Source organism: Kluyvera georgiana, from assembly GCF_050990895.1.
Taxonomy (GTDB): Bacteria; Pseudomonadota; Gammaproteobacteria; order Enterobacterales; family Enterobacteriaceae; genus Kluyvera; species Kluyvera georgiana.
Genome location: NZ_CP158865.1, coordinates 2,210,209 through 2,227,440, shown reverse-complemented (window position 1 = coordinate 2,227,440; position 17,232 = coordinate 2,210,209). Strand labels below are relative to the sequence as shown.

At 50.9% G+C, this 17,232-nt stretch carries 14 protein-coding genes; 4 read left to right on the top strand and 10 right to left on the bottom strand.

The window, feature by feature from the left end; all coding sequences use genetic code 11:
- Window positions 1–44 precede the first annotated feature (44 nt).
- The 6 genes from oppF to ABTW00_RS10520 form a co-directional block, all read right to left on the bottom strand.
- Window positions 45–1,049 (bottom strand): murein tripeptide/oligopeptide ABC transporter ATP-binding protein OppF, encoded by a 1,005-nt coding sequence (gene oppF, locus ABTW00_RS10545; protein ID WP_064545040.1) that lies wholly within the window; start codon window positions 1,047–1,049, stop codon window positions 45–47.
- Window positions 1,046–2,041, bottom strand: coding sequence for an ABC transporter ATP-binding protein (locus ABTW00_RS10540; protein ID WP_433640625.1), 996 nt, complete (start codon window positions 2,039–2,041; stop codon window positions 1,046–1,048). Before ABTW00_RS10540 ends, oppF begins: the two co-directional genes overlap by 4 nt.
- Before the next feature lie 11 nt (window positions 2,042–2,052).
- The gene (gene oppC / locus ABTW00_RS10535; RefSeq protein WP_064545037.1) at window positions 2,053–2,961 is read right to left on the bottom strand and encodes an oligopeptide ABC transporter permease OppC; all 909 of its coding nucleotides are present in this window, start codon (window positions 2,959–2,961) and stop codon (window positions 2,053–2,055) included.
- A 14-nt stretch (window positions 2,962–2,975) separates the two neighbouring features.
- Entirely contained in the window at window positions 2,976–3,896 is a 921-nt protein-coding gene (gene oppB / locus ABTW00_RS10530; RefSeq protein ID WP_064545035.1) for an oligopeptide ABC transporter permease OppB, read from the bottom strand.
- Window positions 3,897–3,981: 85 nt separating this feature from the next.
- Window positions 3,982–5,613: an oligopeptide ABC transporter substrate-binding protein OppA gene (oppA, locus tag ABTW00_RS10525; protein ID WP_064545033.1), complete on the bottom strand. Its 1,632-nt coding sequence runs from the start codon at window positions 5,611–5,613 to the stop codon at window positions 3,982–3,984.
- A gap of 759 nt (window positions 5,614–6,372) precedes the next feature.
- Complete coding sequence (locus ABTW00_RS10520; RefSeq protein ID WP_064545030.1) at window positions 6,373–7,020, bottom strand: YchE family NAAT transporter; 648 nt, start codon at window positions 7,018–7,020, stop codon at window positions 6,373–6,375.
- A gap of 495 nt (window positions 7,021–7,515) precedes the next feature.
- Here ABTW00_RS10520 and adhE point away from each other — a divergent pair, with 495 nt between their 5' ends.
- Entirely contained in the window at window positions 7,516–10,188 is a 2,673-nt protein-coding gene (gene adhE / locus ABTW00_RS10515; protein ID WP_271448085.1) for a bifunctional acetaldehyde-CoA/alcohol dehydrogenase, read from the top strand.
- Between the two features lie 142 nt (window positions 10,189–10,330).
- Here adhE and tdk read toward each other — a convergent pair whose 3' ends face one another.
- Complete coding sequence (gene tdk, locus ABTW00_RS10510; protein ID WP_433640619.1) at window positions 10,331–10,960, bottom strand: thymidine kinase; 630 nt, start codon at window positions 10,958–10,960, stop codon at window positions 10,331–10,333.
- Window positions 10,961–11,873: 913 nt separating this feature from the next.
- On the opposite strand from tdk, the gene hns reads away from it, so the two are divergent.
- A complete protein-coding gene (gene hns / locus ABTW00_RS10505; RefSeq protein WP_064545023.1) occupies window positions 11,874–12,287 on the top strand; it encodes a histone-like nucleoid-structuring protein H-NS in 414 nt (137 codons plus the stop codon).
- 161 nt (window positions 12,288–12,448) lie between these two features.
- On the opposite strand, the gene galU is transcribed toward hns, so the two are convergent.
- The 3 genes from galU to rssA form a co-directional block, all read right to left on the bottom strand.
- The gene (gene galU / locus ABTW00_RS10500) at window positions 12,449–13,357 is read right to left on the bottom strand and encodes a UTP--glucose-1-phosphate uridylyltransferase GalU (protein WP_065357183.1); all 909 of its coding nucleotides are present in this window, start codon (window positions 13,355–13,357) and stop codon (window positions 12,449–12,451) included.
- Window positions 13,358–13,674: 317 nt separating this feature from the next.
- On the bottom strand, window positions 13,675–14,688 hold the full coding sequence (gene rssB / locus ABTW00_RS10495; protein WP_065357184.1) for a two-component system response regulator RssB: 1,014 nt from the start codon (window positions 14,686–14,688) through the stop codon (window positions 13,675–13,677).
- Window positions 14,689–14,779: 91 nt separating this feature from the next.
- Complete coding sequence (rssA, locus tag ABTW00_RS10490; protein ID WP_065357185.1) at window positions 14,780–15,691, bottom strand: patatin-like phospholipase RssA; 912 nt, start codon at window positions 15,689–15,691, stop codon at window positions 14,780–14,782.
- Window positions 15,692–15,804: 113 nt separating this feature from the next.
- On the opposite strand from rssA, the gene ABTW00_RS10485 reads away from it, so the two are divergent.
- Together ABTW00_RS10485 and purU are read left to right on the top strand one after the other, a co-directional pair.
- Window positions 15,805–16,263, top strand: coding sequence for a YchJ family protein (locus ABTW00_RS10485; protein ID WP_074398767.1), 459 nt, complete (start codon window positions 15,805–15,807; stop codon window positions 16,261–16,263).
- Window positions 16,264–16,311: 48 nt separating this feature from the next.
- Complete coding sequence (purU, locus tag ABTW00_RS10480) at window positions 16,312–17,154, top strand: formyltetrahydrofolate deformylase (protein WP_064545001.1); 843 nt, start codon at window positions 16,312–16,314, stop codon at window positions 17,152–17,154.
- Window positions 17,155–17,232 lie beyond the last annotated feature (78 nt).

Below are 17,232 nucleotides of genomic sequence, written 5' to 3'. Positions count from 1 at the left end.
CCTCGTATAAAGAATAAGGGCTGGCAACCTGCCAGCCCTGACGATTATAACGGGTCAACCTTGAGACAGGAAACGGCGTGACGGAAACTTCCTTCCAGAAGTGGACGCGTTTGCGCACATTCTGGCCCCGCCAGCGGGCAACGGGTACGGAATACACAGCCTGACGGCGGGTTGATCGGCGAAGGCAGTTCGCCTTCCAGAAGCTGAATAGTTTTATTCTGCTCCAGGTCGGGATCGGGCACCGGTACGGCGGACATCAGCGCCCTGGTGTACGGATGCAACGGGTTGTTGTACACCTCGTCGTAGGTGCCCAGCTCAACCGCATGCCCTAAATACATCACCAATACGCGATCGGAAATATGCTTCACCACCGCCAGATCGTGGGCAATGAAGATCAGCGACAGTCCCATCTCACGCTGTAGCTGCTGCAGCAGGTTGACCACCTGCGCCTGAATCGACACGTCCAGCGCCGAGACGGGTTCATCGCAGATAATCAGTTTCGGTTCAAGGATCAGCGCGCGCGCAATACCAATACGCTGGCACTGGCCGCCGGAAAACTCATGCGGATAGCGGTTGACGAGGTTAGGCAGCAGCCCCACCTTCATCATCATGGTTTTCACTTTGTCGCGCACTTCCTGACGCGGCATTTTCGGATAGTAGGTACGCAGCGGCTCGGCGATGATCTCACCGATGGTCATACGTGGGTTCAACGACGCCAGCGGATCCTGGAAAATCATCTGAATATCGCTTCGCACATTGCGCCACTCATCCGGCTTCATGCCGAGCAGGTCTTTCCCCAGCCAGGCCACTTTACCGTCGGTGGCTTTCACCAGACCGATAATGGCTCGCGCAAAGGTTGATTTCCCGCAGCCGGACTCGCCTACTACCCCTAGCGTTTCGCCCTCATACAGTCGCAGCGTGACGCCATCGACTGCTTTCAGCGTTTTCGGCGGCTGCCAGAACCACTGCTTGCCATCTTTAATCTCGAAGTGGACCTTTAAATCCGCGATTTCGAGCAGTACTTTTCTTTCGTCAGTCACGGCGTTCATACCAGCTCCCCCACGGTCTTAAAGCAGGCACGTAAACGGCCTGGTGCAAACTCTTCCAGCGGCGGCGCGCTGCCGCACACCTCCATCGCATGCGGACAGCGAGGCTGGAACGGGCAGCCAGTCGGCAAACGTAACAAGTTTGGTGGGTTGCCAGGAATGGTCAGCAGCGATTCGCCTTCACCGTCCAGACGTGGAACCGCATTCAGCAGACCAATAGAGTACGGATGCGCAGGCTGATAGAAAACATCGCGCGCTTTGCCATATTCCATCGTGCGGCCTGCGTACATCACCAGCACCTTATCGCAGATCCCTGCAACGACGCCGAGATCGTGGGTAATCATGATAATCGCTGTATTGAATTCACGCTTAAGTTCGTTCAATAGCGTCATAATCTGCGCCTGAACGGTCACGTCCAGCGCGGTGGTGGGCTCATCGGCAATCAGCAGTTTTGGCCGACACAGCAAAGCCATCGCGATCATCACGCGCTGACGCATGCCGCCGGAAAATTCGTGCGGATACATTTTCATCCGCTTGCGCGCTTCCGGCATTTTGACCGCATCCAGCATTTTGACCGACTCTTCAAACGCTTCAGCCTTGCCCATGCCTTTATGCAGCATCAGCACTTCCATCAGTTGCTCGCCTACCCTCATATATGGGTTCAGGGAGGTCATGGGATCCTGGAAAATCATCGAAATCTGCTCGGCGCGCAGTTTGTTTAGCGCATGTTCCGGCAGGTTGAGGATCTCTTTCCCGTTAAACAGCGCCGATCCGCCGATCCGTCCATTACTCGCCAGCAACCCCATCAGCGCAAACGCGGTTTGTGATTTACCCGAACCGGATTCACCTACAATACCCAGCGTCTCGCCCGCATGCAGACTGAAGTTGAGGTCATTGACGGCAGTCACATCGCCGTCAGGCGTTTTAAAGGTGACGCGCAGATCTTTTACGTCCAGCAACCGCTGCGACGTTGTTGCCGTTTCAATTATGCTCATGGCAACACTCCTTAACGGTCTTTCGGATCGAGGGCATCACGCAGGCCATCGCCGATAAAGTTGAAACAAAACAGCGTCACGACCAGGAATCCAGCCGGGAACAGCAGCAGCCACGGCGACACTTCCATCGAGTTGGCGCCATCGCTTAGCAGCGCGCCCCAACTGCTCAGTGGTTCTTGCGTTCCCAGACCGAGGAAGCTCAGGAAGGATTCGAACAGAATCATGCTTGGCACCAACAGTGAGGCATACACGACGACGACCCCGAGCACGTTCGGTACGATATGACGGATAACGATGCTGGCGGTAGAGACGCCGCCGACCTGGGCCGCCTCAATAAACTCTTTACGTTTCAGGCTAAGCGTCTGACCGCGCACAATACGCGCCATATCCAGCCAGGAAACCATCCCGATAGCAACGAAAATCAGCAGGATGTTTTGGCCGAAGAAGGTTACCAGCAAAATCACGAAGAACATGAACGGGAAGGAGTTGAGAATTTCCAGCAGGCGCATCATCACCGAATCGACTTTACCGCCGAGATAGCCAGAGAGCGAGCCGTACAGCGTCCCCACGATAACGGCCACCAGCGCAGCGGCAATGCCCACCATCAGTGAGATACGCCCACCGATTGCCACACGAACCAGCAGGTCTCGCCCGGAAGAGTCGGTACCGAAGTAGTGTCCGGACTCCATATCCGGCGCATTGGACATCATGCCCCAATCCGTATCAAAGTAGGAAAACTGCGATACCATCGGCGCCAGCGTCACGAAGAGTGCAATCAGCACCAGCACAATAAGGCTGGCAACCGCCGCACGGTTATGCATAAAGCGCCGGCGCGCGTCCTGCCACAGACTGCGCCCTTCGACTTCCAGCTTCTCACTGAAACTCTCCAGCGCCTCGCTGTTCTTTTTACTTAACATCATAGCGAGCTCCAGCCTTAGTAACGGATTTTCGGATCGATAACGGCGTAAAGGACGTCTACCACCGCGTTAAACAGAATCGTTAATGCGCCAACCAGAATCGTCAGGCTAAGCACCAGAGAGTAATCGCGGTTAAGCGCCCCGTTAACGAACAGCTGTCCAATTCCCGGCAAGCCGTAGATGGTTTCAATCACCATCGAACCGGTAATAATACCGACGAAGGCAGGCCCCATATAAGAAAGCACCGGCAGCAGCGCGGGTTTTAACGCGTGGCGGAAGATAATCCGCCGCATCGGCAACCCTTTTGCGCGTGCGGTACGAATAAAGTTGGAGTGTAATACTTCAATCATCGAACCACGGGTAATACGCGCAATGCTGGCGATATAGGCCAGAGAGAGCGCAACCATCGGCAGAATCATGAATTTGAGCGCCCCACCGTTCCAGCCGCCGCCGGGGAGCCAGTGCAGCGTAATCGCAAATATCATCACCAGCAGCGGCGCGACGACGAAGCTGGGTATCACCACCCCGGTCATCGCCACCCCCATCACCGCATAATCCCATTTGGTGTTCTGTTTTAATGCCGCAATGACGCCCGCCGTGACGCCAAAAATAACCGCCAGCAGAAATGCCGCCGCGCCTAATTTTGCCGACACCGGGAAGCTCACTGCCACCAGATCGTTAACGGAATAATCTTTATATTTAAAGGAAGGGCCGAAATCACCGTGAGCTAACTGCTTCAGGTAATTACCGTACTGCACCAGGATAGGATCGTTTAAGTGATATTTTGCTTCGATGTTGGCCATGACTTCGGGCGGCAGCGTACGCTCGCCCGTAAACGGGCTGCCCGGCGCAAGGCGCATCATGAAGAAGGAGATCGTAATAAGGATAAATAGCGTCGGAATCGCTTCCAGACAGCGACGTAATATAAATTTCAACATTGCCCGTACCTTCTGGCATGTGCCTTTGCACTGCTCTCAAATAAGACACGATGGGGCGAGCTCACGCTCGCCCCACGTATTGCCATTAATGCTTGATAACGTACAGATCTTTGGTATAGACGTTATCCATCGGGTCTTTACCGGTGTAGCCGCCAACCCATGGTTTCACCAGGCGGGCGTTAACGTAGTAATAGACCGGTACGATAGCGGTATCTTTATCCAACTGCTGCTCAGCCTTCGCATACGCGGCGGTACGCTGCTCTTCGTTGGCGGCTTTTACCGACTCAGCCATGATCTTATCGAACGCTTCGCTCTTATAGTGAGCGGTGTTCATCGAGCTGCCGGACAGCATGGTGTTGAGGAAAGAAGTCGGTTCGTTGTAGTCCGCACACCAGCCGGCGCGCGCGACATCGTAGGTCCCCTGGTGACGCGTGTCGAGGAAGGTCTTCCACTCCTGGTTCACCAGCTTCACTTCAACGCCCAGGTTCTTACGCCACAGCGATGCCGCAGCAATAGCCAGCTTCTTGTGTAAATCTGAGGTGTTGTACAGCAGGTTGAAGGTCAGCGGTTTATCGGCGGTATAACCCGCTTCTGCCAGCAGTTTTTTACCTTCTTCATTACGTTTTTCCTGTGACCACTTGAACCACTCTGGTTCGGTCAACTTCGCGCCATCGGTATACGGCGGCGTGTAACCATAAGCCGGCAGGTCGCCCTGGCCTTTGACCTTGTTGGCGATGATATCGCGGTCCAGACCCAGCTTCAGCGCGGTACGTACGCGAGCGTCGGTGAACGGGGCTTTCTGGTTGTTAATTTCGTAGTAATAAGTACACAGATACGGATCGACGTGTACTTCGTTCGGGATTTCTTTTTTCAGCTTCTGGAACAGCTCAATAGGCAGCTGGTTATAGGTCATATCCAGCTCACCGCTGCGGTAGCGGTTTACGTAGGTCACTTCGGAGGACGTCGGCAGCCAGGTCACCTGGTCAATAACGGTTTTCTTGTTATCCCAGTACTGTGGGTTACGTTCCATCACGATACGTTCGTTAACAACCCAGTCTTTCAGAGTGTACGCGCCGTTGGTCACGATGTTACCCGGCTGGGTCCATTTCTCGCCGAATTTCTCGATCGCCGGTTTGTAGACCGGAGACATGGCCGGGTTCACCAGCAGCTTGTAGAAATACGGTACTGGCTCACTCAGCGTCACTTCCAGCGTGTGGTCATCGATCGCTTTCACGCCCAGTTCGCTCGGCGCTTTTTTACCGTCGATAATTTCATCAACGTTCACAATATGGCCGTACTGCGGATAGCTGGCGTAAGGCGATGCGGTTTTTGGATCGACCAGGCGCTGCCAGCTATAAACGAAATCTTGTGCGGTAACCGGTTCGCCGTTGGACCATTTGGCATCTTTACGCAGATGGAATGTCCAGACTTTAAAGTCTTTGTTGTCCCAGCTTTCGGCGACGCCCGGAATCGGGTGACCGTCTTTTGGAGAGGTATTCAGCAATCCTTCAAACAGATCGCGGCTGATATTCGCCTCTGGCACCCCTTCAATTTTATTCGGGTCGAGAGACTGCGGTTCAGCGCCGCTATTTCGTACCAGCGTTTGTTTGCTCGCTAACTCGGTGCCTGCAGGAACATCTGCAGCCATTACGTTCCCTGCGATCAGCGCTGTGAGAATGCCAGCCGCAACCAGGCTTTTTTTTGTGATGATGGACATTGTGTTGATACTCCGTTCATTATTATTACTGACTGTCGTCAGCCTGTTTAGTCCCCTTTCGGGTTCCTGTACAGCGCAGGAGATTTTTGCGTCTGCCAGGTCATTTACTGCCTGCTATCACCGACTTTTTTATTACGGCCGCTCTTATGGCAGCCTGACGTCGATTCATTAAAGCCTCCCCCCTGTCGGGACGCTTTTCTTATTCTGTTCATAACTGCTTACATGTGGAAACAGTTATCGTTTACATAACGTTTTCTTGCGAATAACTCAGGCCGGAAAGTACCAAATGCCGATTATCGCCGCCAATATAATTTGCAAATTTGTTAACCAATTCTCTTTTAGCCAGCAAACCCGCCTGTTTACAACAGCGTATTCACAAAACACGATTTTCTTAAATCTATAATTATCAGATAGATATCCAAAAAACGATTGCCGTCACTCGCCGATCCAGCATCAGAGGCTGTTTTTTGTACAAAAAATTAACAATTGCTTATTTTTTAGCACATAACACTGCCGAGAAACTGAAATTACTAATATCATTTCAATTATCTAACAGCAAGCCCCAGAGTATCGTGTGAAAGAAATAACATTTATGTGGAGGGTGACCCAATGGCGAGACAAAACTAACACATTGAATATTATTATTTTTTTAAATATTCGAATTGATTATTTGTAGAACAACACGCGGAATGAGAGATATGTTTTTCTGATATTAACGGCAACAATAGTTCTGATCGCCCTACCGTCGCCGCAGTATAATTAACCGACCAGCCCCGGGAAGATAGATTTGATGCCGGTCACAATGAATTCAATGCCTAACGCCATCAGCAACAGACCCATAATTCGGGTCACGACGTTAATTCCCGTTTGCCCCAGCATACGCACCAACCAGGGAGAAAGACGAAAAATGCCCCAACAGCACCAGGCAAATAGCGCAATAGATAAGGAAAAACCCAGGAGATAGGTCAGCGAATGATAGCGTGTGCCCCAGACGATCGTAGAGCTAATTGCACCAGGCCCCGCCATCAGTGGCAAAGCCAGCGGTACAACGCCCAAACTTTCGCGCACGGCCGTCTCTGACTTCTCTTGTTTGTTCTGCTTATCCTCTCCCAGCTTACCGCTGATCATCGACATAGCAATCGATACCACCAGGATCCCGCCGGCAATACGGAAGGAGTCAATCGAAATACCGAAGAGTTGCAGGATCAGGTCGCCGAGGAAGAGTGAAGTCAACAGAATAATAGCTACCGACAGACTCGCGGTCAGGTTGGTTTTATTACGTACCGCTGCCGTTTGATTGCTCGTCAGGCTGATGAAAACGGGAATCAGCCCTACCGGGTTCACCAATGCAAACAGTCCAATAAAGAACTTAAAGAAGATAGGAAAATCAAACAACGTCTGAATCACGTTAACCCCGGCGCATCATTAAAAGTTGTCGTTGACGAACAGCAAATCGAGAGTGGCGCAGACAATACCCTTTTTATCAACCATCTTCACCAGAATTATCCAGAAAAATGAGGCAAAAACAGAGTGTTATATATTTGTGTAAAGTATGCTAATGTTTACAGCACCGATACTCACGAATGATTAACAGCTCCTACATTTTGCTAAAAACGGCCTGCTGAAAGGTGTCAGCTTAGCCTAAATTTGATTTAGATCACGTAAATCGTACTCAGAAGTGGGTAATCTGCTTGCACCGAAAGAGAAGCGACCTCATCAATAAGTCGTATTTTTTCCGGTGAGCTCCTTGGCTAAATCGAAGCTCTTTTAGTAAATCAGTGAATCAGTTCGTGGGTAACGCCTTGTTTCCTTAACTTTTTCGCCAGCTGCAGGTGATTTGTCTATACTGACTTGTCGAGCAGATGATTCACTAAAAAAGTTTAACATTATCAGGAGAGCATTATGGCTGTTACTAATGTCGCTGAACTTAACGCACTCGTAGAGCGCGTAAAAAAAGCCCAGCGTGAATATGCCAGTTTCACTCAAGAGCAAGTTGACAAAATCTTCCGCGCCGCCGCTCTGGCCGCTGCAGATGCTCGAATCCCTCTCGCCAAAATGGCTGTTGCCGAATCCGGCATGGGTATTGTTGAAGACAAAGTGATCAAAAACCACTTCGCTTCAGAATATATCTACAACGCCTATAAAGATGAAAAAACCTGTGGCGTGCTGTCTGAAGACGACACTTTCGGTACTATCACTATTGCTGAACCTATCGGCATCATCTGCGGTATCGTACCAACAACTAACCCAACTTCCACCGCTATCTTCAAATCGCTGATCAGCCTGAAGACGCGTAACGCTATCATCTTCTCTCCGCACCCGCGTGCTAAAGATGCGACCAACAAAGCTGCTGACATCGTTCTGCAGGCTGCCATCGCAGCGGGCGCACCGAAAGATCTGATCGGCTGGATTGACCAACCGTCTGTTGAACTGTCTAACGCCCTGATGCACCATCCGGACATCAACCTGATCCTCGCGACCGGCGGTCCGGGCATGGTTAAAGCGGCATACAGCTCCGGTAAACCAGCCATCGGTGTAGGCGCAGGTAACACCCCGGTTGTTATTGATGAAACCGCTGATGTGAAACGTGCTGTTGCATCCGTTCTGATGTCTAAAACCTTCGATAACGGCGTAATCTGTGCTTCTGAACAGTCTGTTGTTGTTGTTGATTCCGTATACGACGCAGTGCGTGAGCGTTTCGCGACTCACGGCGGCTACCTGCTGCAGGGCAAAGAGCTGAAAGCCGTTCAGGACGTTATCCTGAAGAATGGCGCACTGAACGCCGCTATCGTTGGTCAGCCGGCATACAAAATTGCTGAACTGGCAGGCTTCTCCGTACCAGAAACCACTAAGATTCTGATCGGTGAAGTTAAGGTTGTTGACGAAAGCGAACCGTTTGCACACGAAAAACTGTCTCCGACGCTGGCTATGTATCGTGCGAAAGACTTCGAAGACGCGGTTAATAAAGCAGAAAAACTGGTTGCGATGGGCGGTATCGGTCATACCTCTTGCCTGTACACCGACCAGGATAACCAGCCAGAACGCGTTGCTTACTTCGGCCAGATGATGAAAACCGCGCGTATCCTGATCAACACCCCGGCTTCTCAGGGTGGTATCGGCGACCTGTACAACTTCAAACTCGCACCTTCCCTGACTCTGGGTTGTGGTTCCTGGGGTGGTAACTCCATCTCTGAAAACGTTGGTCCTAAGCACCTGATCAACAAGAAAACCGTTGCTAAGCGAGCTGAAAACATGTTGTGGCACAAACTTCCGAAATCTATCTACTTCCGCCGTGGCTCACTGCCAATCGCGCTGGATGAAGTGATTACCGATGGCCACAAACGTGCGCTGATCGTGACCGACCGCTTCCTGTTCAACAACGGCTACGCAGATCAGATCACTTCTGTTCTGAAAGCGGCTGGCGTTGAAACCGAAGTGTTCTTCGAAGTTGAAGCTGACCCGACTCTGACTATCGTCCGTAAAGGTGCGGACCTGGCGAACTCGTTCAAACCAGACGTGATCATCGCGCTGGGCGGCGGTTCCCCGATGGACGCAGCAAAAATCATGTGGGTCATGTACGAGCACCCGGAAACCCACTTCGAAGAACTGGCGCTGCGCTTTATGGACATCCGTAAACGTATCTACAAGTTCCCGAAAATGGGCGTGAAAGCAAAAATGGTTGCTATCACCACCACTTCCGGTACCGGTTCTGAAGTGACGCCGTTTGCAGTTGTTACCGACGACGCAACTGGCCAGAAATACCCGCTGGCAGACTATGCGCTGACTCCGGATATGGCGATTGTTGACGCGAACCTGGTCATGGATATGCCGAAGTCACTTTGTGCATTCGGTGGTCTGGATGCTGTAACTCACGCCCTGGAAGCTTACGTTTCCGTACTGGCTTCTGAGTTCTCCGACGGTCAGGCTCTGCAGGCTCTGAAACTGCTGAAAGAAAACCTGCCAGCGTCCTACCATGAAGGTTCTAAGAACCCGGTAGCGCGTGAGCGCGTTCACAGTGCAGCGACGATTGCCGGTATCGCGTTTGCTAACGCCTTCCTGGGTGTATGTCACTCTATGGCGCACAAGCTGGGCTCTCAGTTCCACATTCCTCACGGTCTGGCGAACGCCCTGCTGATCGGCAACGTTATTCGTTACAACGCGAACGACAACCCGACTAAACAGACCGCATTCAGCCAGTATGACCGTCCGCAAGCACGTCGTCGCTACGCTGAAATCGCTGACCATCTGGGTCTGTCTGCTCCGGGCGACCGCACTGCAGCGAAAATTGAAAAACTGCTGGGCTGGCTGGACGAAATCAAAGCTGAACTGGGTATTCCTAAGTCTATCCGTGAAGCTGGCGTACAGGAAGCAGACTTCCTGGCACACGTTGACAAACTGTCTGAAGATGCGTTCGATGACCAGTGCACCGGTGCTAACCCGCGTTATCCGCTGATTTCTGAACTGAAACAGATTCTGCTGGATACTTACTACGGTCGTGACTTCGTTGAAGGCACTCCGGCAGTTGAGAAGAAAGAAGCAGCTCCGGCTAAAGCTGAGAAAAAAGCGAAGAAATAATCCGCTTTAACGCTCGCTGAAAAGCATAAGCAAAAAGCCCCATCATTACGATGGGGCTTTTTTTATCTTCGCAAACATTGCCTCAAATAAACGCGCGTTTGGGCTCCATGTCCCTCAGAGCCTCAAACGTGCGTAGAGACGTTTAGCAGGAACGGTAGCTTAGACGATGCTGTTCCTGAATAACGGCCAGAGAGCCCTTCTCAAGCGCCTCCTTGTAATGCTTACGGCAAACGGATACGTAACGCTCGTTGCCGCCAATCACCACCTGCTCACCCTCATTGTACGGACGCCCTTCTTGATCGAGTCGCAGCACCATGCTGGCCTTACGGCCGCAGAAGCAGATCGTTTTTAACTCAACCAGTTTGTCAGAGAGCGCCAGTAAATATTGGCTACCGCTAAACAGCTCGCCGCGAAAATCCGTTCTCAGCCCGTAGCACAATACCGGAATATCCAGGTTATCTACCACGTCAGAAAGCGCGTAGACCTGTTCACGCGTGAGGAACTGGCATTCATCGACCAGCACGCAGTTAACCCGCTCACGCGCGTTCTCGGCGCTAATTTCGGCAAACAGGTTACTGGTCTGATTAAACAGCTTTGCCGGCGAGGATAAACCAATTCGTGAGCTCACTTTACCCGCGCCGAAACGGTCGTCTATTTCTGCGGTATAAACGATAGTGCGCATACCGCGCTCCTGGTAGTTGTATGACGACTGCAACAGAGCGGTCGACTTCCCGGCGTTCATTGCTGAGTAGTAGAAATAAAGTTGTGCCATTGGCTGCAAAATCCTAATCGATGCGTTTTTTAAACGGCGTGCAGTGTAGCATATTTTGCCCACAGGCTTCCTGTGTCCTCTTCACCATTGCGAGTGAGGATAACTCTCGATAATCCGCCTGATAAGACTGAAATCATCAGGAAAACCGATATTTTACGTCACTGCCGTTTCCACCCTTCATATTTATCCCTTTGGCCGAGGTAACTTCGTCATAAATCTGAAATAGTTAACTATGTTCCTCCCCCCACAGGCGCATACAGTCAGCGGTCCATCACGGTAAAAATAGCTAGCGAGGTTAATAGTTGAAAAGATTAATGAGTCTGTCTTAAAAAATGTGATCGCCACCAATTTGTGTAGCGACTTGCTGGCCATTGTTATCTGTAAATTAAACTGACTCAGGTTGAAATAACATCGTCATAACTATGGGCTTAAAGCCCATAACCCTGATTCCGCCTGATGTATTGCCTTTGTTTACATCATGAAACCGCTTTCTCAACCCCAAAATTTACCCATACAGGCTCTGAGGCAAATAGATGAATAGGGTTAAGGAATGCGCGGCAAAAGCCCAGCCAGGCCGTAAAGTGGTTGAGTCTCGCAATCATTCATTGCTGATAGAGTAATGCACAAAATGGATGCATGCTGGCTAATACATAAGGTTGATATTTACCCGTCCGGGGTATATTTATACACTTCCCACCATCACCGGACCGCTCGTTATCCCGCTGCGATGCCTGGCAATAAGTGCGAAAAAGATGAGTAAACGTGCCCACAATTTAACTTATAAATATTAATGACAGCATCAAATAACACGTTATTTTGAATTCCTTACATTCTTCCCTATTGCACATCTGATTTTATCGCTCTATTATTACTTCAACAAACCACCCCACAATATAAGTTTGAGATTACTACAATGAGCGAAGCACTTAAAATTTTGAACAACATCCGTACTCTTCGTGCGCAGGCAAGAGAATGCACCCTTGAAACGCTTGAAGAAATGCTGGAAAAATTAGAAGTTGTTGTTAACGAACGTCGTGAAGAAGAAAACGCTGCTGCTGCAGAAATCGAAGAACGTACTCGTAAACTGCAACAATATCGTGAAATGCTGATTGCTGACGGTATTGATCCGAACGAACTGCTGAATAGCATGGCTGCAGCCAAGACTGGCACCAAAGCTAAACGCGCTGCACGTCCGGCTAAATATAGCTATGTTGATGAAAACGGCGAAACCAAAACCTGGACCGGCCAGGGTCGTACCCCGGCAGTAATCAAAAAAGCGATGGACGAACAGGGTAAATCTCTGGACGATTTCCTGATCAAGGATTAATCCTGATGCTTTGTAAGAATCCCGCTACGGCGGGATTTTTTATATCAGGCAATCGCCTCTAGCTTGATAACGCCATCGCACAAGCACGCTCATTTTTTATCCTTTCGTGTTATTTAAATAAAAAAAGCCGGGTTTCCCCGGCTTTTTTTGCACTCACGATATTACTTCGCGATGCCCAGCGTGTCTTGCAGCCACGCTTTGAAGTCTTCACCCAGCGTATTATGGCGAATACCGTATTCGACAAATGCCTGCATGTACCCCAGCTTATTACCACAATCATGGCTTTTGCCCTTCATATGGTACGCTTCCACGGTCTCTTTTTCGATCAGCATATCGATAGCATCAGTCAGCTGAATCTCGTCGCCTGCGCCTGGAGGTGTTTTCGCCAGCAGCGGCCAAATTTCCGCACTCAGAACATAGCGACCGACTACCGCAAGGTTAGACGGTGCAACGTCGGCTTTTGGTTTCTCAACCACGCCAACCATCGGCACGCTGTCGCCTGGATTCAGGGGCGCGCCTTTGCAATCCACTACGCCGTAGGCGGTAACGTCAGCAACCGGCTCAACCATGATCTGGCTTGCGCCCGTTTCGTCAAAGCGCGCAATCATCTCAGCCAGGTTATCGCGGCTCAGGTCGGATTCATATTCATCAAGAATAACGTCCGGCAGGATGACGGCGACAGGTTCATCGCCAACGACAGGATGTGCGCACAGCACCGCGTGGCCCAGGCCTTTTGCCAACCCCTGACGTACTTGCATGATAGTGACGTGTGGCGGGCAAATAGACTGCACTTCTTCCAGAAGCTGACGTTTTACACGCTTCTCCAGCATGGCTTCAAGCTCAAAGCTGGTGTCGAAATGGTTTTCAATAGAATTCTTGGAAGAATGGGTAACCAGTACAATTTCGGTGATACCAGCTGCGATACACTCGTTCACGACATACTGAATTAAAGGCTTATCTACCAGCGGCAACATTTCCTTAGGAATTGCTTTGGTAGCAGGCAACATCCTTGTACCTAATCCGGCAACCGGGATAACAGCCTTTCTTACTTTCGAATTTAGGGCAGCCATTCAAATCTCCTGAACTGTTCAAACTTTGAACTTGCTCGTTAATTAATAACGCGTCGAGTATATCATCACAACCTACTGAGGCTGCTCTGAAAAGGACGCGATGACCTCGAATTAAGATTTATACTCGAAAGCCCGGCTGAAGGAGGAGCGCTGCCCATATACTTCGTGCTGACATTAAACTCCGCCGCCGAAGATAACGGGTCCGTTCAACGCACCAGCACGCTGAAGTATGACGAGTATATCCACATCAATTTTCCAGATAGTAGCACCACGGCAGAAAAGCCGTTAAAGCTATCCCTGTAAAAAAATGCGTTTGCTCATTCCGCAGACAACATTAAGCGTAAACGGCCACCATTTCCCCAAATCTGACACTGCCACGAAGTACAGCGCTGGCTTATTTGGTTGAGATAAGCATTACCCAACGTACCCAGCGGTACGCCATTGCTTATTTGTATTTGATGTTCGCCGGTATTTAATGTGCCGTTTAAGCCAGCGGATACCAGGATGAGATTTTTTAACCCACTATGATAATAACCCACAAGCAGCGGGAACTGACCGGGAAGATTTGCCTGACGCAAAAGCTGATTGACCTGCTTTAGCAAACTCCCTAATTCTGGTAGTCGCTGGCCTTGATGCGCCAACTGTTCTTGCAGGAGACCATTAAATAGCACGCGTAATAATAACGCGGCCAGAACCCCATTATCGCCGGCACGGGTAACATCCAGGCAATAAAATGCCAAATCGTGCTCAGAAAGCGGCGCAATATCCAAAACCAGACCAGGCGCATCGACCGCCATCAGCTGACGATAATTTATCCGGCAGTGCGATATTTTTTGCTGAACCGGCGGCTGCAACTCTTGTAAAAGTTTTGCCGCCGCTGCGGGGTTGCTCACTAGCGCATCCCAGTCTTCAAATAGCCGCTCTTCTTCCTCCACCCGGGAATTAAACATATTGGGGTACAGGCAGGCCAATACGGTTTCCCGCAGACGATTCAAATCCTTAACCGGTTTTAATAACACGTCCTGAACGCCAAGACGCAGCGCTTTGGCAATATCGGCCATATTTTCGGTCGCGGAAATGATAAGAATAGGTAGTGTATCGCCGGCATTGCGTAGGTGCTCTACCAACTGCAAACCGTTCATACGCGGCATTGCCAGGTCGCAGATCATCAGATCGGGCCTTTGGCTTTCCAACTGCGAAAGCGCATCAACGCCGTCCTGAGCCAGTAGCGTGCGTGCGCCGAGCGACGAAAGCCATGAATCCATAAGTGAGCGGAAAACCGGTTCGTCTTCGACAATCAAAATCTGTTTTCCCGCCAACGGCTGCGTCATGATGTCTCCCCTGCCCGACGATATCTAAATAGTGGCATGCTATTGTGATAATCGCCTTTCAGAATTTGCTGAAGTAGTCGAAAAAAATGCCTTAAGTCGAACTCTGTACCAAAGGCAGTAGCTCATCTGTCTTTTTTTCAACCGCTTGTTGACCCGCGGCTATTGCAGATGAAGCTCGATGAAAATCCAGAGTTGAAATCTGGGGACAAAACGGCTGTAACAGAATGTCCGGCGGGTCACCCGCCATGCGGTTACGTTTGAGCCGATTTTCCAGCACCTGGATTGAGGTTGTCATAATTTCCATTGCTGTGGGCGCAACCACCGACCGGCGAGAAGCAACGCGCCCTAACCGGGAGCGCAGGCGCTCATGCCATGATAGCTCATCTGGCGATTCATTCATCTCTACATCGGGCTGAATATTGACGGACAGGAGATCCTGCTGCATAAGGTGTGCGTCATGTTGCAAATCGACCGCAATAACGATATCGGCCCCCAACGCACGTGTTAGCGAAACCGGTACCGGGTTGACTACTGCGCCATCCACTAACCAGTAACCGTTATGCTGCACCGGCGCCATCAGCCCTGGAATACTGCACGAAGCTCGAACCGCCATATGCAAATCGCCTTCGGTAAACCACAGCTCACGACCGGTGCTTAGGTTCGTCGCCACCGCCGCAAAACGACGCTCACACTGTTCGATCGTGTCGTTCGGCATAATCTGCCGATAGTGATTAAAGACGCGCTCGCCGCGAAGCAGGCCGCCCCGCCGCCATGATAAATCCATCAGACGTAGCACGTCCCAGTAGCTGAATGAACAGACCCACTTTTCCAGCGCCGGGAGCTGATTGCTGGCGTAAGCCGCCCCTACCAGCGAACCAATGGAACATCCGGCAACGATATCAATCTCTATTCCCATTTTCTGCAGCGCTTTAATCACGCCAATATGCGACCAGCCCCGCGCCGCCCCTGAACCTAACGCCAGGCCAATTTTAATCTTTCTCATTGTTACCGATAAACATCCTCTTGCTTCTGGCGTGGCATCATCTCCATCGCTCGGTTACCATAGTGCTATCAGGCGTAACGTCGCCGTTAATTTATCGCTTCAGGGAGATCTCTTTGTCTGAACTTTGCCCCTGTGGGAGCGCTCTCGAGTATAGCTTATGTTGCCAGCGTTATCTGTCCGGCAACGAAGTCGCACCGAGCCCATCACACCTTATGCGCTCACGCTATTGCGCCTTCGTGAAGAAGGATGCAGATTATCTGGTGAAAACCTGGCATCCCACATGTCAGGCTGGCGCGTTTCGCGATGAAATCCATAGCGGTTTTGCTCATACCGAATGGCTAGGGCTGACCGTTTTCGCTGCCGAAGATGGCCGCCACGAGAATGAAGGTTTTGTCAGCTTCGTCGCTCGTTTCCGTGAACATAACAAGAATGGCGCCATCATTGAGCGTTCACGATTCTTAAATGAAAACGGTCAGTGGTACTATATCGACGGTACGCGGCCAGTGATTGGCAGAAACGATCCCTGCCCTTGCGGTTCAGGGAAAAAATTTAAAAAATGCTGCGGGCAGTAAACGCCCGACAACAGCTTCGCAAACATTATCAACAGGATTTACCCGGCAATGCATTCCATCCAACGAAAAGTTCTACGCACCATCTGTCCTGACCAGAAAGGCCTGATCGCGCGCATCACCAACATCTGCTACAAACACGAGCTGAACATCGTGCAGAACAACGAATTTGTCGATCATCGCACCGGGCGTTTCTTTATGCGTACCGAACTGGAAGGCATCTTCAACGACTCTACCCTGCTTGCAGATTTAGACAGCGCGCTGCCGGAAGGTTCCGTACGTGAGCTTAACCCTGCGGGCCGCCGCCGTATCGTCATTCTGGTCACAAAAGAGGCCCACTGTCTGGGCGACCTGCTGATGAAAGCCAACTACGGTGGTCTGGACGTTGAAATTGCCGCCGTCATCGGGAACCACGAAACGCTGCGTTCGCTGGTTGAACGCTTTGGTATTCCGTTCCAGCTGGTCAGTCATGAAGGTCTGGCACGTGAAGAACATGACCAGCAGATGGCCGATGCCATTGAAGCCCACCAGCCGGATTATGTCGTCCTCGCCAAATACATGCGCGTGCTCACACCGGAATTTGTCGCTCGCTTCCCGAATAAAATCATCAATATTCACCACTCGTTCCTGCCCGCATTTATCGGCGCGCGTCCGTACCATCAGGCCTATGAGCGCGGCGTGAAAATTGTCGGCGCGACCGCTCACTACGTGAACGATAACCTGGATGAAGGCCCGATCATCATGCAGGACGTTATCCACGTCGACCACACCTACACGGCAGAAGATATGATGCGAGCCGGACGTGACGTCGAGAAAAACGTATTGAGCCGCGCGCTGTATCAGGTGCTGGCGCAGCGTGTTTTCGTTTACGGTAATCGCACGATTATTCTTTAATCGTTAGCGAAATGAATTGATTAGCTTTAACCCGGTGCGGATAAAAAGCAGGCAAACAGTTCATTTTCGATAAACGAA